This window comes from Actinoplanes sp. CA-030573 (genome assembly GCF_050951115.1).
Lineage (GTDB): Bacteria > Actinomycetota > Actinomycetes > Mycobacteriales > Micromonosporaceae > Actinoplanes.
On sequence record NZ_CP192038.1, the window covers coordinates 6,764,432 to 6,782,935 of the forward strand.

20 protein-coding genes are annotated in these 18,504 nt (G+C 73.2%); 11 read left to right on the forward strand and 9 right to left on the reverse strand.

Going from position 1 to position 18,504, the window contains the following annotated elements; genetic code table 11:
* Positions 1–17 precede the first annotated feature (17 nt).
* Complete coding sequence (locus ACQP2F_RS31190; RefSeq protein WP_433293667.1) at positions 18–341, forward strand: ArsR/SmtB family transcription factor; 324 nt, start codon at positions 18–20, stop codon at positions 339–341.
* Positions 338–820: an SRPBCC family protein gene (locus tag ACQP2F_RS31195; protein ID WP_433293669.1), complete on the forward strand. Its 483-nt coding sequence runs from the start codon at positions 338–340 to the stop codon at positions 818–820. The genes ACQP2F_RS31190 and ACQP2F_RS31195 overlap by 4 nt, the downstream gene beginning before the upstream one ends.
* A 175-nt stretch (positions 821–995) precedes the next feature.
* On the opposite strand, the gene ACQP2F_RS31200 is transcribed toward ACQP2F_RS31195, so the two are convergent.
* The gene (locus tag ACQP2F_RS31200) at positions 996–1,250 is read right to left on the reverse strand and encodes a hypothetical protein (RefSeq protein ID WP_433293671.1); all 255 of its coding nucleotides are present in this window, start codon (positions 1,248–1,250) and stop codon (positions 996–998) included.
* Between the two features lie 112 nt (positions 1,251–1,362).
* On the opposite strand from ACQP2F_RS31200, the gene ACQP2F_RS31205 reads away from it, so the two are divergent.
* Positions 1,363–2,397 (forward strand): hypothetical protein, encoded by a 1,035-nt coding sequence (locus ACQP2F_RS31205; RefSeq protein ID WP_433293673.1) that lies wholly within the window; start codon positions 1,363–1,365, stop codon positions 2,395–2,397.
* Between the two features lie 6 nt (positions 2,398–2,403).
* The gene (locus tag ACQP2F_RS31210) at positions 2,404–2,847 is read left to right on the forward strand and encodes a hypothetical protein (RefSeq protein ID WP_433293675.1); all 444 of its coding nucleotides are present in this window, start codon (positions 2,404–2,406) and stop codon (positions 2,845–2,847) included.
* On the opposite strand, the gene ACQP2F_RS31215 is transcribed toward ACQP2F_RS31210, so the two are convergent.
* Together ACQP2F_RS31215 and ACQP2F_RS31220 are read right to left on the reverse strand one after the other, a co-directional pair.
* The gene (locus ACQP2F_RS31215) at positions 2,733–3,137 is read right to left on the reverse strand and encodes a DNA glycosylase AlkZ-like family protein (protein WP_433293677.1); all 405 of its coding nucleotides are present in this window, start codon (positions 3,135–3,137) and stop codon (positions 2,733–2,735) included. The two genes, ACQP2F_RS31210 and ACQP2F_RS31215, sit on opposite strands and share 115 nt — an antisense overlap.
* On the reverse strand, positions 3,125–3,670 hold the full coding sequence (locus ACQP2F_RS31220; RefSeq protein ID WP_433293679.1) for a DNA glycosylase AlkZ-like family protein: 546 nt from the start codon (positions 3,668–3,670) through the stop codon (positions 3,125–3,127). Before ACQP2F_RS31220 ends, ACQP2F_RS31215 begins: the two co-directional genes overlap by 13 nt.
* A gap of 69 nt (positions 3,671–3,739) precedes the next feature.
* Here ACQP2F_RS31220 and ACQP2F_RS31225 point away from each other — a divergent pair, with 69 nt between their 5' ends.
* On the forward strand, positions 3,740–4,201 hold the full coding sequence (locus ACQP2F_RS31225; RefSeq protein ID WP_433293681.1) for a peptidoglycan-binding domain-containing protein: 462 nt from the start codon (positions 3,740–3,742) through the stop codon (positions 4,199–4,201).
* Here ACQP2F_RS31225 and ACQP2F_RS31230 read toward each other — a convergent pair.
* From ACQP2F_RS31230 to ACQP2F_RS31250, 5 genes are read right to left on the reverse strand one after another with little or no spacing between them, the layout of a single operon-like run.
* A complete protein-coding gene (locus ACQP2F_RS31230; protein ID WP_433293683.1) occupies positions 4,179–5,315 on the reverse strand; it encodes a branched-chain amino acid ABC transporter permease in 1,137 nt (378 codons plus the stop codon). The genes ACQP2F_RS31225 and ACQP2F_RS31230 overlap by 23 nt on opposite strands.
* Positions 5,312–6,175, reverse strand: coding sequence for a branched-chain amino acid ABC transporter permease (locus ACQP2F_RS31235; protein WP_433293685.1), 864 nt, complete (start codon positions 6,173–6,175; stop codon positions 5,312–5,314). The genes ACQP2F_RS31230 and ACQP2F_RS31235 overlap by 4 nt, the downstream gene beginning before the upstream one ends.
* A gap of 1 nt (position 6,176) precedes the next feature.
* On the reverse strand, positions 6,177–6,881 hold the full coding sequence (locus ACQP2F_RS31240) for an ABC transporter ATP-binding protein (protein WP_433293687.1): 705 nt from the start codon (positions 6,879–6,881) through the stop codon (positions 6,177–6,179).
* The gene (locus ACQP2F_RS31245) at positions 6,878–7,624 is read right to left on the reverse strand and encodes an ABC transporter ATP-binding protein (RefSeq protein ID WP_433293689.1); all 747 of its coding nucleotides are present in this window, start codon (positions 7,622–7,624) and stop codon (positions 6,878–6,880) included. The genes ACQP2F_RS31240 and ACQP2F_RS31245 overlap by 4 nt, the downstream gene beginning before the upstream one ends.
* 2 nt (positions 7,625–7,626) lie before the next feature.
* Positions 7,627–8,766: a substrate-binding domain-containing protein gene (locus ACQP2F_RS31250; RefSeq protein WP_433293691.1), complete on the reverse strand. Its 1,140-nt coding sequence runs from the start codon at positions 8,764–8,766 to the stop codon at positions 7,627–7,629.
* A gap of 415 nt (positions 8,767–9,181) precedes the next feature.
* Here ACQP2F_RS31250 and ACQP2F_RS31255 point away from each other — a divergent pair, with 415 nt between their 5' ends.
* The 4 genes from ACQP2F_RS31255 (at position 9,182) to ACQP2F_RS31270 (ending at position 14,572) form a co-directional block, all read left to right on the forward strand.
* A complete protein-coding gene (locus ACQP2F_RS31255; RefSeq protein WP_433293693.1) occupies positions 9,182–9,484 on the forward strand; it encodes a hypothetical protein in 303 nt (100 codons plus the stop codon).
* Between the two features lie 128 nt (positions 9,485–9,612).
* A complete protein-coding gene (locus ACQP2F_RS31260) occupies positions 9,613–12,711 on the forward strand; it encodes an ATP-binding protein (protein ID WP_433293695.1) in 3,099 nt (1,032 codons plus the stop codon).
* Positions 12,712–12,779: 68 nt separating this feature from the next.
* Positions 12,780–13,937: a hypothetical protein gene (locus ACQP2F_RS31265; protein ID WP_433293697.1), complete on the forward strand. Its 1,158-nt coding sequence runs from the start codon at positions 12,780–12,782 to the stop codon at positions 13,935–13,937.
* Between the two features lie 92 nt (positions 13,938–14,029).
* Positions 14,030–14,572, forward strand: coding sequence for a hypothetical protein (locus ACQP2F_RS31270; protein WP_433293699.1), 543 nt, complete (start codon positions 14,030–14,032; stop codon positions 14,570–14,572).
* A gap of 84 nt (positions 14,573–14,656) precedes the next feature.
* On the opposite strand, the gene ACQP2F_RS31275 is transcribed toward ACQP2F_RS31270, so the two are convergent.
* Entirely contained in the window at positions 14,657–15,814 is a 1,158-nt protein-coding gene (locus ACQP2F_RS31275; RefSeq protein WP_433293701.1) for a VOC family protein, read from the reverse strand.
* Positions 15,815–15,947: 133 nt separating this feature from the next.
* Here ACQP2F_RS31275 and ACQP2F_RS31280 point away from each other — a divergent pair, with 133 nt between their 5' ends.
* Together ACQP2F_RS31280 and ACQP2F_RS31285 are read left to right on the forward strand one after the other, a co-directional pair.
* Positions 15,948–17,108, forward strand: coding sequence for an extracellular catalytic domain type 1 short-chain-length polyhydroxyalkanoate depolymerase (locus ACQP2F_RS31280; protein ID WP_433293704.1), 1,161 nt, complete (start codon positions 15,948–15,950; stop codon positions 17,106–17,108).
* Between the two features lie 10 nt (positions 17,109–17,118).
* Positions 17,119–18,435 carry an MFS transporter gene (locus ACQP2F_RS31285; protein WP_433293706.1) on the forward strand — a complete coding sequence of 439 codons (1,317 nt, stop codon included), beginning with the start codon at positions 17,119–17,121 and terminating at the stop codon, positions 18,433–18,435.
* Positions 18,436–18,504 lie beyond the last annotated feature (69 nt).

Sequence of the window (18,504 nt, forward strand, 5' to 3'; positions counted from 1 at the left end):
AGTCGTAGCTTTCGTTCGTGGCGACTTTCAGAGGACACCCCGGCTGGGAGGCTCTGGGCGACCCGAGCCGGCTGGCCATCGTGCAGTGCCTGTCCGAGCGGCCGCGCGCGGTCGGTGAGCTGGCCGACGAGCTGCCGATCACCCGGCAGGCCGTCTCCCAGCACCTGCGGGTGCTCAAGGAGGCCGGGCTGGTCGCCGCCCGGCCCGAGGGCACCCGCCGGGTGTACCGGCTGAACCCGGCCGGCGTCGCCGCGCTGAGGGACCAGCTGGACACGTTCTGGCGCCGGGCGCTGGACGGCTTCCAGAACACCGTCGAGGACACGACCGAGGAGAGCTCATGACCCAGGCCGACACGGCGGCGGTACGTCGCCGGATCGTCGTCAACGCGCCGATCGAGAAGGCGTTCACCGTGTTCACCGAGCGGTTCGGTGACTTCAAGCCCAAGGAGCACAACCTGCTGTCGGCGCCGATCGCCGAGACCGTGTTCGAGCCGAGGGTCGGCGGCCACATCGTCGATCGCGCCGAGGACGGCAGCGAGTGCCGATGGGCACGGATCCTGGCCTACGACCCGCCGGCCCGGGTGGTGTTCTCCTGGGACATCGGCCCGACCTGGCAGGTCGAGACCGATCCCGGGCGCACCAGCGAGGTCGAGGTGACCTTCACCGCCGAGACCCCGGACCGCACCCGGGTCGAGCTGGAACATCGCCACCTCGACCGGCACGGTCCGGGCTGGGAGTCGGTGCGCGACGGCGTGGGCCACGACCAGGGCTGGCCGCTCTACCTGGACCGCTACGCCGCGCTCTTCGGCCCGTCCGTCTAGGGCCCGTCCGGCCGATACGCGCCCCGCCGAGCCCGGCGTGCCCGAGCCCGGCCGGCGCGTCACGGGTGCAGGTGCACGACCGCCTCGATCTCGACCGGGATGCCGAACGGCAGGACGGCCTGCCCGACCGCGCTACGGGCGTGTGCGCCTGCCTCGGGGCCGAAGAGTTCGAGGATCAGGTCGGAGAAGCCGTTGATGACCTGGTCCGGCGGGCCGCCTCGTACGCCTGCTCGGCGGTGACCTCCGCGCCCACCTTGCCCAGCGGCTCGGCGAGCGTGCCGTCGGCGGCGAGCGGCCCGTGGCCGGCGACGTAGGCGACCGTGCCCACCACCCGTACTTGACGGAACGGCAGCCGGACCCCGCCCGGCGCCGCCACCGGCGCCGGCAGCGCCAGGCCGAGCTCGGCGATCCGATCCCCGATCACGCTCATCGCGACCTCCCACGTGCTCCCGGCGTCCCCCGTGCGGGAGCACGCGGGCGCGCGTAGACCGGTCGCCGACAGTTCGGCTCCGGCTGCGCACGGCGACCGTACCGTGACCGTCATGGAGCGACTTCCGGCGGGCGCGCGCCTGGCGAGCGGTGACGAGCTCCGCTCCGGGAACGGGCGGGTCCGGCTCGTCCTGCAGAGCGACGGCAATCTCGTGCTCTACCGCACCGACGACGGCGCGGCGCTGTGGGCCTCGGGCACCGCGGCGCGGCCCGTGGCGTACGGGATCATGCAGGGTGACGGGAACCTGGTGGCCTATGCCGGCGATGGCCGTCCGTTGTGGGCGTCGGGCACGCACGGCCATCCCGGCGCCGAGGCCCTGCTGCAGGACGACGGCAACCTGGTCGTCTACGACGCCGCCGGCCGGGCGCTCTGGGCGACCCACACGGTGCAGTGGTTCGGGCCGCGCTTCGTGCCCGGCTTCCGGCCGTCGGCGAACGCGCCGCTGTTCGGCAACGGGCCCTGGCCGATGGGCACCCGCCTCGAGATGTCGGTGCTCGGGCTACCCCCGATCAAGCTGGACGCCACCAGGATGGGCCTGTGCGGCGGCATGTCGTTCCTGACCCGCGACATCTTCGAGAGCGGCACCCCGCAGCTGCGCGAACGCGACCCGAGCGCCCTTCCGCGGCCGGTCGCGCAGCACATCCTGGCCCGGCTGCTCGACAGCTTCGGCGGCGCCCCGATCGTCAAGCGCTGGCTGGCGGTGACGCGCGAGTCCGACGCGGCGCTGCGAAAGCAGACGATGAGCGAGCTGCCCGCCGTCCTCGGCGACATCGACGCCGGCACGCTGTGCCCGGTCGGCGTGGTCATGACCGAGTCGATCAAGCCGTGGGCGGTCTTCGAGAATCACGTCGAGCTGGTGTGGGGTTACGAACGGCACGGCGCGGTGCTGACCCTGCACATGTACGACTGCAACCGCCCCGGCCGCGACGACGTGGTGATCGAGGTGGACACCGCCGTGATCCGCACCAACGGAACCGGCAACGACGAGGCCCCGGGCACGGTGCGCGGCTTCTTCCGCCTGCCGTACCGGCATCAGGACCCGTCACCGGCCTACGCCGGGCCGGTGACGGCCGCGTCGGGAGGGTGACATGCCATGCGCTGGATGCCGGTGAACTACGGCTTCGGGGGCGACGTGTCGGTGTCGCTCCCGGTGCTCGCCGCCCGCGCCCAGCTCGGTCACGCGCGGGCGCAGACCAGCCTGCAGATCCGCGGCTACACCGGCACTCTGAAGCTGCCCACCTTCGAGACGCTCAACGTCGACAACTACGGCGACTACATCAAGACCGTCTCGTACTTCCAGGACCGGCTCACGGCGTCGACCGACGGCGTCACGCCGGTGCTGCTGTTCCGCCTCGCACCCGAGCCGCTGAACCGCTTCCCGGACGGCGACGACGCCGGTCTCCAGGACGAGATCCGCCAGGTCTACGTGTCCCTGAAGATCGACAACGACGACCGGCGCCCGGACGAGGTACAGCGGGCGGAGGCGCACCAGTCGCTGCACGGGGTGGCCCTGCGCGGCGGCTGGTTCAACCGCTGAGCTGGAACCGCCACCACCTCGTCGCCGGCCAGGACGGGCAGGGCGAAGTAGCCGTAGACGCGCTTGGCCTTCGGCACGTATGCCTCGAAGACGTGGGTGTAGCCGAAGAACAGCGACAGCCGGTCACGCTGGATGACCAGCGGGTCGAACGGCGACAGGATGTGCACCAGCGGCGGCCCGGCCTCGGGAACAGTCTCCAGCGTGGCCGGCGCCGCCCAGTGCTCGACTCCCTCGACGGTCACCGGCACCAGCTGCTTGCGCGCCACCCGCTGCTCGATCAGCGCGCGCACGGCGGCCTTCGCCCGCGGCGCGTGGTGGCAGGCCGAGGCGACGCTGACCAGGCCCTGCGGGCCCGCTTCGACGGCTTGCGGCTCGCCCACGCCCAGTCCTTCTCGACCAGCACGTCGTCCTTGATGTCGCGGATCATCAGCGGCCCGGTGTCGCGGACCCGCTTCACCACGCGGCGCACGTCCTCCGGGGTGATGCCGGTCTGCCATGACGGCCACGGCCCGGTCCGGCGCTCGCGCATGGCCGGCAGGAAGTACCGGTAGTCGGCGCTCGGCACGTACGAGAGCGCATGGGTCCAGGTCTCGAAGACCGTCTTGTCGGCCGTCTGCGCCCGGTGCAGGGCGGCGCGCTGATAGGCGGGCATCCGGCTGTGGAGGATGTGGTGATGTGCCCGCTCGATCACGTTTATCGTGTCGATCTGCACGTAGCCGAGGTGCGCGACCGCCGCGAGCGTGTCCCAGGGGAACGGCTCGTGCAGCAGCTGCGCGCGCAACCAGATCCGCCGTGCCGCGCCGGTCGTCAGGGCCGTCCCCACAGATCAAGGACAGTAACAGCGACTCGCGGGCCACCGGGCGGTATGCAGGTGCGGAAGGAGGCGATTCGATTGGCAGGAACACTGAGCCCGTGGCCGCAGATCCGGCAGGGCGCCAAGGAACACCCGGTTCCGACACTGCAGTACCTGCTGCGGGCGCGCGGCAAGACGGTGACGGTCGACGGCATCTTCGGGCCGCAGACCGACACCGCGGTGCGTGCCTTCCAGCGCGACAAGCACCTCGCGGTCGACGGTATCGTCGGGCCGAACACGTGGTCCGCGCTCATCATCACGGTGCGACAGGGCGACGAGGGTGACGCCGTGCGCGGCGTGCAGGAGGAGTTCCAGTTCCGCAACCTCTCCGGCGACCCGTCGAAGGGGCTGGCGGTGGACGGCATCTTCGGGCCCAAGACCGATGCGGCCGTACGCGACTTCCAGCGCGCGATCCACGCCGATGTCCCGTCGATGGCGGTCGACGGGATCGTCGGCCCGATGACCTGGCAGGCGCTCGTCAGCGGGATGCTCTCGTTCTGAGCCCGCCGCCGGGGGGCCCTCCGCTCCGGAGGCCGCGGCGCAGCAGCTCCACCGGGAGCCGCAACCCGGCCAGGCCACCCGGCACGAAGGCCACGGCCAGCACGAAGAGCGTTCCGAGCACGAACAGCGGCTGACCCAGCGGTCCGGGCAGCGACCCGCCGACGTGGGTCAGCCGCTGGTCCAGGTACGCATACAGGATGCCGCCGAGCACCGCGCCCCACCGGGTGCCGGCGCCGCCCAGCACCGCCATCACGATCAGCGACAGGGTGAGGTCGGTCGAGGCCAGGTACGGCGTGGCGCCGCCGACCACCAGCACGTAGACCGCCCCGCCCAGCGCGGCCAGGGCGGCGGCCAGGATGAACGTGCCGAGCTTGACCCGGTACGGCGACAGGCCCAGCACCGCGATCCGCCGCTCGTCGTCGCGCAGCCCGGTCAGGACCCGGCCCAGCGGCGCCCGCCGGATGCCGTGCACGACCAGGACGACCAGCACCAGGAACGCCAGCGCCAGCCAGTACAGGTTCACCGTGTTGGCCACCCCGACCAGGCCGGACGGCAGCGCCGCCGAGTCCAGCGGCAGGCCCTCCTCGCCGCCGGTCAGCCCGCCCGGGTCGCGGTTCACCACGATCCAGCCGACCTGGGCGAAGGCGAGCGTCACCATGGTCAGCGCGATCCCGGCGACGCGCAGCGCGACGGCGCCGAGCAGGGCCGCCACCACCGCCGTCCCGGCCGCCGCGACCACCACGGCCGTCCACAGGGGCCAGTGCGCATGGCCGAGGAGGATCGCGGTCCCGTACGCGCCGAGGCCGATGAACAGCGCGTGCCCGAACGACAGGATCCCGGCGTGCCCGAAGAGCAGGTCGTAGCCGAGCGCGAGCCCGCCGAAGACCAGGCATACGCCGAGCAGCTGCAACGTGCCGGGCGAGTTGAGCGGCCCGTCGAACAGCACCGGGACGTCCAGCGTGGACCAGGGCAGCACGACCGCCACGAGCAGCACCGCCATCGGGGTCAGGCGCTTCGCCCGCGCCACCCACGCGGACCGCCCGGTCTGGGCGGCCGGCTCGGCCCCGGCGGCCGGTTCAGTCGGTCCGGCCGGTTCGGCTTCGAGGAGACTCATGTGGCGACCCTTCCGGTCAGGCCGGCCGGGCGCAGCAGCAGCACGATGGCCAGCAGCGCCACCACGCTCACGTCGCCGGCGCCGGACGTGCCGAAGTAGTTCACGAACTGCTGGAGCAGGCCGACCGCGACGGCCGCCACCGCCGAGCCGGTGACCGAGCCGAGCCCGCCGATGACCACCACGATGAACGCGAAGATCAGCAGGCTCGCGCCCTGGCCGGGGGAGACCGACCCGAAGTACATGCCGCCGAGGATGCCGGCCGTCCCGGCCAGCGCCCCGCCGAGCGTGAACACCAGCGTGAAGGCGGCCCGCACGTCGATGCCGAGGGCGCTGACCATGGCCCGGTTCTCCACCCCGGCCCGGATGATCAACCCGTACCGGGTCCAGCGGAGCACGGCCAGCAGCGCGAGAAGGACCAGCGCGGCCACCGCGACCAGCAGGAACCGGTCGTCGGGCACCTCGGCGCCGAGGACGCTCGTGGTGTGCGCGGCCCACCCCGGCCGGGGGTAGGTGCGAGGGTCGGCGCCCCAGATCGACTGCAGCAGCGCCACCCCGGCCAGCGACAGGCCGACGGTGGCCAGCACCTGCTCGGTGGGACGCCGGTAGAGCGGCCGGATCACGACCAGCTCGACCAGCGCCCCGGTCGCCGCGCCGGCAGCGATGCCCAGCGGCACGGCGGCGGCCAGACCCAGGTGCGGCTCGAGCCACCAGGCGGCGTACGCGCCGACCGACAGGAACAGCCCGTGCGCGAAGTTCAGCACCCCGGCCAGCCCGAAGACGAGCGACAGCCCGGAGGCGATCAGGAAGTAGAGCGCGGCCAGCCCGAGGCCGGTCAGCGTCAGCAGGACCACGGTCGACATGTCAGGGCCTCCTCGCGGCCGAGCCGACGCCCAGCAGGTCCCGGGTGCGGCCGGGGTCGCCGAGCAGCTCGGCCGCCGCGCCGCGCCAGGCGACCCGGCCGGCGGCGAGCACGACGGCGCCGGTGGCGAGCCGCCGGACGACCGCCAGGTTCTGCTCGACCAGCAGCATCGGCACCCGCTCGGCGATCCGGGCCAGGGCGGCGGCGACCGCGGAGACGACGGCCGGGGCGAGGCCCTTGGTCGGTTCGTCGATCAGCAGCAGGCGCTGCGGGTTGAGCAGCACCCGGGCGAGCGCCAGCATCTGCTGCTGGCCGCCGGAGAGGGTGCCGGCCCGCTGGGCGCCGCGCTCGCGCAGCTCGGGGAACAGCTCATACACCGTACGGAAATCGGGGTCCTTGACGCGGACCGCCAAGCGCAGGTTCTCCGCCACCGTGAGGCCCGCGAAGACACAGCGGTCCTCCGGCACGTAGCCGAGACCGGCGCGCACCAGCTTGTGGGTCGCCCGGCCGAGCGCGGGCTCGCCGTCGAAGTCGACCGCCCCCACGGCCGGCACTTCACCGAGGATCGCGCGCAGGGTGGTGGTCTTGCCGACGCCGTTGCGGCCGAGCAGGGCGGTGATGCCGGTCGGCGGCACGTCGAAGGTGACGCCCTGCAGGATGTGCGACCCGCCGAGGCGGACCGAGAGGTCACTGACGCGGAGAATCACAGTTCCTCCCCCAGGTACGCCTGCTGCACCGTCGCGTCCGCCATCACCGACGACGGGGAGTCGCACGCCAGCAGCGCGCCGTGGTGCAGGACGGCGACCCGGTCGGCCAGGTCGAGCACGACCTCCATGTGGTGCTCGACCATGAGCACGGCCCGGCCGCCCACGGTGAGCCCGCGGATGACCTCGGCCAGGGCCGGCACGTCCTCGGCGCTGACCCCCGCCATCGGCTCGTCCAGCAGCAGCACCGCCGGATCCACGGCCAGTAACAGGGCGATCTCCAGCTTTCTCTTCTGGCCGTGCGAGAGGTCGCCGGCGATGGCCGTTTTGTTGGTTATGTGGACGCGATCGAGGATCTCCGCGGCCGCTGCCGCGATCTGCCGGTCGGTTCCCCGCCGCCAGGGCCGCATGCTGCCGCCCCGGTGGGCCTGCACCGCCAGCGCCACGTTCTCGGCGACGCTGAGCGAGGCGAAGACGGCCGACGTCTGGAACGTGCGGCCGAGGCCGCGTTGCGCTCGGCGGTACGGCGGGAGGCGGGTCACGTCCGCACCGCCGAGCAGCACCCGGCCGTGGCTCGGCCGGTAAAGGCCGCTGACCACGTTGAACAGCGAGGTCTTGCCGGCGCCGTTGGGCCCGATGAGGGCCACGAACTCGCCGGGCGCCACGGTCAGCGTCACCTCGTCGAGGATCTTGACGGCGCCGGCGTGCCAGGAGACCTGCTCGACCGTCAGGGCGTCGGTCGTCACCGTCAGCCCTTCATGGCCGCGGCCGGTGGGGCGGCGTCCTCGGGGCTGACGGTCGCGGTGAGCACGGCGTTGTCACCGTCGAGCTTCGCCTGGAACATCGGCTGCAGCAGGGCATGGTCTTCCGCTCGTACGGTCAGCTTGCCCTTGACCGAATCGAAGCTGTAGCCCTCGAGCGCCGCCACCATCTTGTCGACGTCGGTCTTCGCCCCGCCGGCTTCGAGCGCGTGCACGATCATCTGGGCGGCCGCGAACCCGTCCGGGTGGAACAGGTCGGTCCTGCCGCCCACCGCCTTCGCGAGGGCCTGCTCGGCCGGGTTGTCGGTGGCGCCGTCGAAGTAGTGCGCGAGCAGGTGCAGCTGGGACCCGGCCTTGCCGAAGACCGGCCAGGTCGCGCGGATGTCGAGCCCGGTCACCACGGTCGTCGAGGCGAGCACCCCCTGCTGGTCGAGGGCCTGCCACATGGCGCTGGCGGTGCTGCCGGCCCAGGCCACGAAGACCAGGTCGGGGGCGGCGGCCTTGGCCTGACGGGCGAACGGGGTGAAGTCGGTCGCGGTGGCCGGCACGGCGATGTTGCTGACGGTCGCGCCCGCGCCCCCGATGACCGCCTGCACCGCGGCGACGTTGGACTTGCCGAACGCCGAGTCGGGCGCGAAGACCAGCACCTTCTTGCCGGTGCCGAGGTAGGCCTTGGCCGTCTGCACGTCCTGGTAGGACTGGCGGCCGGAGCGGAACGTGTATTTGTTGAGGCCGGTGAGGGCGTCGGTGGCGGCCGGCCCGGAGACGAAGAGCACCTTGTTGCTGGCCGCGAGCGGCGCGACCTGGGCGGCCACGCCGGAGGCGGTCGAGCCGCCCAGCACCCGGTAGCCCTTGCCGATCAGGTCCTTGGCCGCGACGACGGCCTTGGCCGGATCACCGGCGTCGTCGGCGTAGGTGACCTCGATCGCGCGGTCGCCGATCTTGTTCGTGTTCTGGGTGGCGTAGGCGAGGCCGGCCTTGAAGCCGTCGGCGTACTGCTGGCCGTAGCTGGCGAGGGGACCGGTCTGGGAGTAGACGATGCCCACCTTGAGGGGGCCGGTCGCGTCGCCGGTGGCCGCCTGCTCGGGGCTGCCGCAGGCCGCGGCGGTCAAGGTGGCCGCCGTCAAGATCGCGGTTTTGATCGGGGTGGTCCGCCGCCTCCCCCGCCCCGTTACTGGGTGGGCAAAAAATAGGCGAGCCCTACGACACTTTTCCGCGGCCGTCCACAGCCGGGATGTCGCTGATCCACTCATCGTCGCCTCTCGTTACATCGATGTTTCGCGTGGGCTCACGCTAGGGCGGCCCTCCGCCGCCGAACCACGTGTGCGCCCACCACGGGAATGCCGGGAGGCATGGTCCGGCAGCACATAGAGGCATGTCGCTCGCGCGGCGCCGGCTTCGCTGCCGAGGCGGCACGGCCCGGAATCTGGGGGCGTGCCGGCCGAAGCCGGGTACGCCGACCGCCTGTCCCGCCCCCGGCCGCCTTCATACGGTGACCGGGCCCGCGCCACCGGGGCGCGGGAAGCACGAGGGGAGAGGACCATGGTCGGTGGTCTGAAGCACTTGATGGTGGGCCTGGCCGCGGCGGGAGCTCTGGTCGCGGGCTCGGCCGTGCCGGCGTCCGCGATGGCCGCGCGGGCGGTTCCGGAGGCGGGTTTCGAGCGGATCTTCGACGGGGTCGGCTCCGGGCCCACCGCGTTCATCGCCATCCGCAACGCTCGCGCGGACGCCTGGAGCCAGGCCGAGGCGGCCGGGTACGACCCGGCGCGTTGCCTGGAGGGCACGCCGGATGTCGACATGGTCAAGCAGGCGCGGTGGGTGGCCTTCGTCGACCTCTTCTGCTGAGCGGAAGGAAGCTTTGACGACCGGCGCGTCGCAATCCCGACGCGCCGGTTCCGGACGCCGGGCCGCACCGCCTATCGTGCGGCACGGCGCTGCCGGAAACGCCCGGGCGCTCGTTGGAGTGGTTCGAGGTGACGCAGGCCGTAGGCGTACGGATGGGTGGTCTCGACGTGGTCGGGCGCCACGTCGAGCTGGCCGTCCTGCGCGACGCGATCGGGGCCGCGGCACGGGGATCGGGCGGGGTGTTGTTCCTGGTCGGCGAGGCCGGGATCGGCAAGTCCCGGCTGGCCGCCGAGGCGATGCGGCTGGGCGCGGAGGCCGGTCAGCGGGTGCTGCGGGGCCGGGCCACGACGCCGTCGGCCCAGTTCCGGGCGCTGCGTGAGGCGTTCATGTCGGTGCTGCGCCGCTCGGCGCCGCCGGACGACACGTTGCTGCTGCCCTACCGGCCGGCCCTGTCGCGGCTGGTGCCGGAATGGCGGCTGGAACGCCCGTCCGGTCCGGACGACTCACCGGTCGTGCTGGCCGAGGCGGTGCTGCGCCTGCTCGTGTCGCTCGGCGGCCGAGGCGGCCCGGACGCCCGAGGCGGCCCGGACAGCCGAGGCGGCCCGGACAGCCCAGGCGGCCGAGGCGACCCAGGCGGCGGAGGCCGCCGAGGCGGGGCGGACGGCCGGGGCGGCTGCCTCGCGGTGGTCGAGGATCTGCACGATGCGGACGGCGACACCCTCGCCGTGATCGATTATCTGGTCGACAACCTGCAACACGAGCCGGTGCTGGTCGTGGCGACGCTGCGGCCGGAGCCCAGCGCCGGCCTCGACCTGCTTCGCGCGGCGAGGCGGCGCCGCGGCGCCGCCGTCCTCGAGCTGGCCCGCCTCGACGACGAGGACGTCATCCGGCTCGCGGCCCAGTGCCTCGACGTGCCGCCCGATCGGGTGCCGGAGCCGGTGCTGAGCCGGCTCCTGGAGGCGGCGGACGGGGTGCCGTTCCACGTGGAGGAGCTGCTCGCCGGGATGGTCGGTGAGGGTTCGCTGATACCGGACGAGACGGGCTGGCGGATCCGCCGGCCGTGGCGGACCCGGGTGCCGCACGCCCTCGAGGCCGCCGTCGCCGCCCGCGCCGCGCGGCTCGGACCGCGGGGACGGACGCTGGTGGAGGCGGCGGCCCTGCTGGGCCGGCGGTTCCCGGCGTCGGTCGCGGGCGAGGTCGCCGGTGTCACCGGCGAGGAGTTGTCCGCCTGCCTGCGCCGGGCGGCCGAGGCGCAGCTCCTGACGCCGGACGACGAGCCGGACATGTACGTCTTCCGCCACGCGTTGACGGCCGAGGCGCTGAGCGCCGGACTGGCCGCCGCCGACCGCGCCGGCCGGTGCCGCCGCGCGGCGCGGGTGATCGAGAGATGGTATCCCGCGCTTCCGGGCGGCTGGGGCGATCTGGCCGCCCGGCTCTGGCACCAGGCGGGCGACGACCGGCGTGCGGCGCGGGTGCTCGGCCTGATCGCTCGCCGGGCCTGGCGCCAGGGCGCCGTCTCGACCGCGATCGCGCAGGCCGAGCACGGTCTGTCGCTCTTGGAGCGGGGAACGACCGGCGACGCGAGGGCGGAGCGGCTGGAGCGTGAGTCCACCCACGAAACCACCGGCGACGCGGCGACGACCGAGCTGCGCGAGGTGCTGCTCGACGCGCTCATCGACGCGGGCGAGATCGAACGCGCGGTCGAGCTCGGCGGCTGGCTCGATCTGCACGCCACGGCCGGGCGCCGGGCGGCGGTGCACCTGCGGCTCGCCCGGGCCGCCGCGGCGGCCGGCCGGTGGGCGGACGGCCTGCACCAGGTCGCGATCGCGCGCGAGCTGGTCGCCGGTGACTCCCGGCCGGAGATCAGCGCCGAGGTCGACGCGGTCCAGGCCTGGCTGACCTTCTGCCATCCCGCCCCGGACCGGATGGCCCACGCCCAGCGGCTGGCCCGGCGGGCGTTGCGCTCGGCCGAGGACCACGGGCAGCCGGAGGTCGCGTGCGCGGCCCTCGAGGTGCTGGCGAGCTGTGCCCGGCGGGACGATCTGGCGGCCAGCCGCGCGCTGTGCGACCGCGCGCTGGCCACGGCGGAGCGGCACGGCATGACCACGTGGCGGATCCGGTTCCTGTTCCATCTCGGCGTCCTCGACGGGATCCACGACGCCGAACCGGCCCGGCTCGCGCTGGCCCACGACACCGCGGTCACGGCCGGCGCCGTGGTCACCGGCCTGGTGATCCAGTGCGAGCTGGCGATGGTGCACCTCAGCCGCGGCGAGTACGACGCCGCCGAGCAGTGTGCCCGGACGTCCGAGGAGGCCGCCGCCCGGCTGCGGCTGACCGAGACCCGGCTGATCGCCCTCGCCCTGCGGATCTGCGTGGCCGCGCATCGCGGGCGCCGGGAGAGCGCCGAGCAGCTGTACGCGACGTACAGCGTCCTCGGCGGCGAGGAGATCGACCACGCGGCCGCGGCCTGGGGTCTCGGCCTGGCCTTCGCCGCGCTGCTGGAGGAGGACCGCGACCAGGCCGGCCTCCATCTGCGGCGGGCGATCGCGAAGGAGGACGACCGGCCGCCGCATTACCTGTCCTTCAACCGCGGGCCGCACCTGCTGCTGGCCACCCTGGCCGGGACCGCCGGGTGGGCCGAGCACGACGGCCTGGCCTGCTCGGCGCACGGGCTGGCCCGCTGGAACCGGCAGTTCGTGACGTTGAGCCGGGCCGTTCTCGAGGGCGCGCAGGGCCATGCCACGGCGGCCGCGGCGGCGATGGCCGAGTTCGAGACCCTGGCCGCGCCCTATCCGTTGGCCCACCACCTGGGGTTGCGGCTGGTCGGCGAGCGGGCGCTCGCCGACGGCTGGGGCGAGCCGGCCGCCTGGCTCACGGCGGCGGAGACCTACTTCCACGCGACCGATGCGGTACGCGTGGCCGCGGCCTGCCGTCTGCTGCTGCGCGAGACGGGGGCGCCGGTACGGCAGCGGCGCCGCGGCTCCGATCGGATACCGGCATCGCTCCGCCGGCAGGGTGTCACCGTACGGGAGCATGAGGTCTTGCAGTTGATCGCCGAGCGGCTGGGCAACAAGGAGATCGCCCGCCGCCTGTTCCTCTCGCCCCGGACCGTCGAGAAACACGTGGCCAGCCTGCTGGTGAAGACCGGTCAGGACGATCGCGCCGCGCTCGCCGGCCTCGCCCGGGCACTGGAGAAATTGGGTAGTGCCGCGGAGAAACTGGGTTGATCGATGCGGCCACGGCCGCCGGCGCCTCGGCCACAGTGAGGGGAGAAGCTCGACCTGCGGGGGCAAAGATGACCGAACGATCGACCATGACCCTGGGCGCCGTCGCGACCGTGGCCGCGCTCGCCCTGTCCGGCGCCGGACCCGTCACGTCGTGGACCGTGGTGCGGAGCCCGAATCCGAGCCTGTCCGGCAACAACCTGCGCGGGGTGGCGTCGGTGGGACCCGGCGCCGTCTGGTCGGTGGGCGACTGGCGGGACGACACGACCGGCCGCCGGCGCACGCTGACGCAACGCTGGGACGGCCTCGCCTGGCGCATCGTGGACAGCCCGGACACCGACGGGAACGACACGCTGACGGCGGTGGCCGGCACCTCGCCGGCCGACCTGTGGGCGGTCGGATACGCGACGGCGACCGGTGCGGAAGACCCGGACCGGGGCGTTCCCCTGATGCTGCACGGTGACGGCGCGTCCTGGACCGTCGACGACCTCGCCGCGCCGGGCGTCGCCGGGTCGCTGGCCGCGATCGACATGCTCGGCGAGAACGACGGCTGGGCGGTCGGCTCGTACCGCCCGGACCGCACCGCCGTGCCCCGCGGCCTGATCCTGCGCTGGAGCGGGGACTCGTGGCGCGCGGTCCCGGCGCCGGACGGCGGCTCGCGTCCGGTGCATCTCACCGGGGTCGCCGGCTCGGGGCCCGGCGACGTGTGGGCCGTCGGCTACACCGGCGAGCTCGGCGCCGACGAGCAGCCGGAGGTCGAGCACTGGGACGGCCAGGCCTGGCGGCAGCTGAAGCTCGGCTCGCCGCCGCAGTCGCCGTCCGCGCTTTTCGGTGTGGCGGCCGCCGGGGACGGGGTGGTGTGGGCGGTGGGATACCGGCGCACGGCGGGCGGGCGGCAGCCGTACGCGCTGCGCTGGTCCGGAAACGGCTGGCAGGAGGTGTCCGGCGCCGCGCCGGGCGACGCCGAGCTGCACAGCGTCGTGGCGCTTCCGGCCGGTGTCTGGGCCGCCGGCTATCTCGCCGGCCGGTCCGCCGACACGGCCCTGGTGATGTCGTTCGACGGCGCCGCCCTCACCTCCGATCCGCTGCCCCCACCGCCGGCCTCGACCGGCAACGTGGCCGGGACGGCGCTGAGCGCGATCGCGGCCACCGAGCGCACCGGCGATCTCTGGGCGGTCGGCTGCCTGGGCTTCAACACCCAGGTGCTGCACCGGAACGTGGGTGGCTGAGACACGGCTTCGGGGGCCGCGTACCCATGTGCCGGCGGGCGGCGATCGGCAGCGTTCCCGGGAGAACCACCACCCGAGAACGGAGTACGAGAATGAGACTGTCACGCCTCGTCGCCGCCCCGCTGGCGGCCGGCATCCTGATGCTCGCCCAGCTCGCCGGCGTCGGCCCGGCGCGGGCCGCCGCCACCGACATGGCCTGCAACTACGACCACATCAGCTTCAACGCCTGCCTGGACTTCACCCACACGGGCCTCAACGAGTGGCGTGCCCACGCCGGCCTGGACGCGGCGATGCCGCAGAGGTACGCCCAGGAGATCATCGACTACGGTGCCGGGTTCCGCGCGTCGCTGTTCGGCGACGACCACGGCACCGGGCAGTTCCTCGCCGACCTGACCCTGATGCCGGGCTGGCCGGCCGCCGGCCCGACCGGCCTCGGGGCCGAGTTCGCCGCGACCCTCTCGAGCACGACCCTCGACGAGGACTACAACGACGAGGACGAGATCTACGCCGTCGTCTCCTTCTTCGACTACCACCGTGGCGTGACCGTCGCATTCCGGACCGGAACCGTGCACGGCGAGTTCGCCCCGGTCAGCGAGGGCGGCGGAGGCGGCGGTTGCCTCGTGGCGTGCCCGTAGCCGCAATGCGGAGCCTCGCCCCGCCGCGTCCGGCCGGGGCGAGGCTCTCGATCGGTCGCCGCGGAGAACTCCCGCGTGCCGGGTTCACGCCTCGGCGAGGATCACCAGTTCGTTGCCCTCGGGGTCGGCGACCCGGTGGCGACCCGCTGACTCGTCGAGGAGCCGGCCGCCGGCGTCGGCGATCGCGGCGAGCCGGGCCGGCGCCAGGTCGGACGGCAGGGCGAGCTCGAAGTGGATGCGGTTGCGCTGCCGGCGCCGGTCGGTGTCGGCGGTGTCGAGCTGCTGGAACACCAGCGTCGGGTTCAGCCGGCGCGGATCGTGGATGTCGGTGACCCCGGCTCGCCGGTCCGGGCTGTAGCCGAGGGCGGCGAGCCAGAACGCGCGGACCGCGGCGACGTCGGCGGCGTCGAGCAACAGCTGGGCGAAGCGCGGCAGCTCCGGGTCGGCGGTGGCCCCGAGCTCGCGGGCGCCACTCTGGACGTTGCCGGCGAGGTCGGCGAAGTCGAGATCCAGTCCGTGGGCCTCGGCGTCCGCCTGGTCCTTGCCGCTGTCGATGATCACCAGTCCGGGGCGCAGGTCGATCAGCAGCGGGAAGCCCGCGTCGCGGGCCACCGCCGCGACGGCGGCGGCCAGGTCCCGCTGCTGCGCCGGCGACGTCGTGCGGTAGCAGGCCATCGTGCTGAACACCGCCTGCCAGTCGCCCAGGGCCTCGCCCGGCACCAGGTCGGCCTCGTTGCCGTCGGGGTCGGTGTGGCAGACCCCGTACGGTCCCGACGGCTCCCCGGCGCCGGCCCGCTCGACCACGGCGGCCGGCCGGACCACGTCGAGGTGGATGCGGTTGCGCAACGGCCGCGGCTCGGTCGACGGCCGGATCCGGATCGGCGGGTCGCGCCGCACCGGATCGGCCAGGTCGCCGTCCGGCCCGGGCACGTATCCGAGCACGCGCTGCCAGAACCGCCGCACCTCCGGCCGATCCACGGCCTCGATCACGACGCTCAGCTGCTGCGGCACGGCCGGGTCCGCGGCCAGCCCGAGGTCCCGCGCGGCCGCCGACACCGCCTCGGCCTGCTCGTCCGCGGCGAGGCGCACCCGTACGCCGGTCGCGCGCAGATCGACCAGGATCTCGGCCGGCGGCCGCACGATGCGCCCGGCCAGCGCCGCCCCTTCGACCAGCGACGGCGCGTCGAACCAGGCCGTCGCCACACCGTCGACTCTCCGCCAATCCGTTCCCATCTCCGTCATGCCCGGCACTGTAGAGCCTGTTCCGGACGATCGGGGGTAGCCGCGGGGAGTAGGCCGCCAACACACCGGCGGCCCGCATTGTGGGCCGGCCGTCCATGGGAACCGAAGTGTGACGCGGATTACGTTCGCCGACATGAAGCGACGGATGTGGATCTCTCTGGTCGCGGCCGTGCTGACCACGGCCGCGCTCGTCACCCCCGCCCGCGCCGCCGCCACGCTCACCCAGGTGACCGGCTTCGGCAGCAATCCCGGCGCGCTGCGGATGTACTCCTACGTGCCCTCCGGGCTGCCCGGCGGCCGGCCTCTGGTGGTGGCTCTGCACGGCTGCACGCAGAGCGCCTCCGACTACTACGGCCACTCCGGCTGGCCCAAGTACGCCGACCTCTACCGGGCGGCGCTGGTCTTCCCCGAGCAGACCTCGGCCAACAACTCCCTGTCCTGCTTCAACTGGTTCCAGGCCGGGGACATCGCCCGCGGCGGCGGCGAGGCCCTCTCGATCAAGCAGATGGTCGACTACGCGGTCGCCCATTACGGCTCGGACGCCTCGAAGGTCTATGTCACCGGGCTGTCGGCGGGCGGCGCGATGACGGCGGTGATGCTGGCGGCCTATCCGGACGTGTTCGCCGGCGGCGGCGTCGTGGCCGGGCTGCCCTACAACTGCGGAACGGTCTGCCAATACCAGGCGCAGAGCAAGACACCGGCGCAGTGGGGCGACCTCGTGCGGGCCGCCTATCCGGGCTATCAAGGGCCCCGGCCCAAGGTGGCCATCTGGTACGGCACGTCGGACACGACAGTGGTTCCGGCCAATGCGACCGAGCTGCGCGACCAGTTCACCGACGTGCTCGGCGTCGCTCCGTCGCCGACGTCGACGGACGCGCTCCCCGGCGGGACGACGCGTGAGGCCTATGCCGGAAGAGTCCAGCTGTATCGGGTCCAAGGCATCGCTCACGGCACGCCGGTCGATCCGGGATCGGCGGAGACCCAATGCGGCACCACCGGCACGTACTACATCGCTTCGATCTGCAGTTCGTATTACCTCGCCCAATTCTGGGGCCTGGTCAACGAAACGCCGCCGGCAACCACGCCGCCGACAACGACGCCGCCCCCCACGACCCAACCCTGCTTCACGGCGAGCAACTACGCGCACACGGCGGCCGGGCGCGCGCATCAGAGCGGCGGATACACCTACGCCAATGGCTCCAACCAGGCCATGGGCCTCTGGAACGTCGCGGTCACGCACACCCTGCGCCAGACCGGCGCCAACTATTACGTCCTGGCCGACGGCCAGTGCTGAGAGGATCGACATGGCAACACTTCAGGACGCCACCCGCCGTACCGGAATCGGCAAGGTTGTCTTCGCCTCGCTGATCGGAACCGCCGTCGAGTGGTACGACTTCTTCCTCTACGGCTCGGCCGCCGCTCTCGTCTTCGGCTCCCAGTTCTTCCCGAAGTCGGATCCGGTCACCGGCACCCTTCTCGCCTTCGGCACCTATGCGCTCGGATTCGTCGCCCGTCCTCTCGGCGGCGTGGTGTTCGGCCATTTCGGCGACCGCGTCGGCCGCAAGAAGATGCTCGTGGTCTCGCTTCTGACGATGGGTCTCGCGACGTTCGCCATCGGCCTGCTTCCCACGTACGCCGGAATCGGTGTCGCCGCTCCGTTGCTGCTCCTGCTCTGCCGTCTGGTGCAGGGCTTCGCGGTCGGCGGCGAGTGGGGTGGCGCCGTGCTGATGGCGGCCGAGCACGGCGACGACGCCCGGCGCGGCTTCTGGTCGTCGTGGCCGCAGGCCGGTGTCGCGCTCGGCAACCTGCTCGCCACCGCCGTCCTGTGGGTGCTCGCCCTGGCCCAGCCGGACGACGCCTTCGACGCGTGGGGCTGGCGCATCCCGTTCCTGCTCAGCGCCGTGCTCGTGCTGACCGGCCTGTGGGTGCGGCTGTCGATCGAGGAGTCGCCGCTGTTCCGCGAGGCCCAGGCCACCATGCCCCGGGACCGCCGGCCCCTGCTCGAGGTGGTCAGGCGCTACCCACGGGAGATCGTGCTCGCCATGGGCATGCGCCTGGCCGAGAACATCGCCTACTACCTGTTCACCGTCATCTCGATCACCTTCCTGACCACGTACGCCGGGACGACCGCCGACAAGGACACGATCCTGACCGCCCTGGTGATCGGCTCGGCCGTCCAGTTCATCGTGATCCCCCTGATCGGCGCCCTCTCCGACCGCGTCGGCCGTCGCCCCCTCTATCTGGCCGGCGCCATCGGCGTGGCCCTCTGGATCTACCCCTTCCTGAAGCTGGTCGGCACCCGCTCGGCCGGCCCGATAACGCTCGCGGTGGTCGTCGGCCTGCTGCTGCATGCCCTGATGTACGCCCCGCAGGCCGCGTTCTTCGCCGAGCTCTTCGGCACGACCGTCCGCTACACCGGCGCCTCGGTCGGCTACCAGCTGGCGTCCATCCTGGCCGGCGCGCCGGCCCCGATCATCGCCCTCAAGCTGCTCGGCGACACCGACGATCCGAACCTGACCGCCGTCGCCGTCTACATGGGCATCGCGTCGCTCCTGACCGTGGCCGCCGTGCTGGCCGCCCGCGAGACCGCCCGTTCCTCCCTCCACCACGACCGCGTCTAGACCTGCATGCGGGACAGCCCGGTCCGGTCGTGGATCGGGCTGTCCACATAGCTGCCGAAGTCCTCGGGC

Excerpts from the sequence above, each read along its gene's own strand:
- ACQP2F_RS31195 (WP_433293669.1), top strand. The coding sequence starts at position 338 with ATGACCCAGGCCGACACGGCGGCGGTACGTCGCCGGATCGTCGTCAAC.
- ACQP2F_RS31200 (WP_433293671.1), bottom strand. The coding sequence starts at position 1,250 with ATGAGCGTGATCGGGGATCGGATCGCCGAGCTCGGCCTGGCGCTGCCG.
- ACQP2F_RS31205 (WP_433293673.1), top strand. The coding sequence starts at position 1,363 with ATGGAGCGACTTCCGGCGGGCGCGCGCCTGGCGAGCGGTGACGAGCTC.
- ACQP2F_RS31210 (WP_433293675.1), top strand. The coding sequence starts at position 2,404 with ATGCGCTGGATGCCGGTGAACTACGGCTTCGGGGGCGACGTGTCGGTG.
- ACQP2F_RS31230 (WP_433293683.1), bottom strand. The coding sequence starts at position 5,315 with ATGAGTCTCCTCGAAGCCGAACCGGCCGGACCGACTGAACCGGCCGCC.
- ACQP2F_RS31235 (WP_433293685.1), bottom strand. The coding sequence starts at position 6,175 with ATGTCGACCGTGGTCCTGCTGACGCTGACCGGCCTCGGGCTGGCCGCG.
- ACQP2F_RS31255 (WP_433293693.1), top strand. The coding sequence starts at position 9,182 with ATGGTCGGTGGTCTGAAGCACTTGATGGTGGGCCTGGCCGCGGCGGGA.
- ACQP2F_RS31265 (WP_433293697.1), top strand. The coding sequence starts at position 12,780 with ATGACCGAACGATCGACCATGACCCTGGGCGCCGTCGCGACCGTGGCC.
- ACQP2F_RS31270 (WP_433293699.1), top strand. The coding sequence starts at position 14,030 with ATGAGACTGTCACGCCTCGTCGCCGCCCCGCTGGCGGCCGGCATCCTG.
- ACQP2F_RS31275 (WP_433293701.1), bottom strand. The coding sequence starts at position 15,814 with ATGACGGAGATGGGAACGGATTGGCGGAGAGTCGACGGTGTGGCGACG.
- ACQP2F_RS31280 (WP_433293704.1), top strand. The coding sequence starts at position 15,948 with ATGAAGCGACGGATGTGGATCTCTCTGGTCGCGGCCGTGCTGACCACG.
- ACQP2F_RS31285 (WP_433293706.1), top strand. The coding sequence starts at position 17,119 with ATGGCAACACTTCAGGACGCCACCCGCCGTACCGGAATCGGCAAGGTT.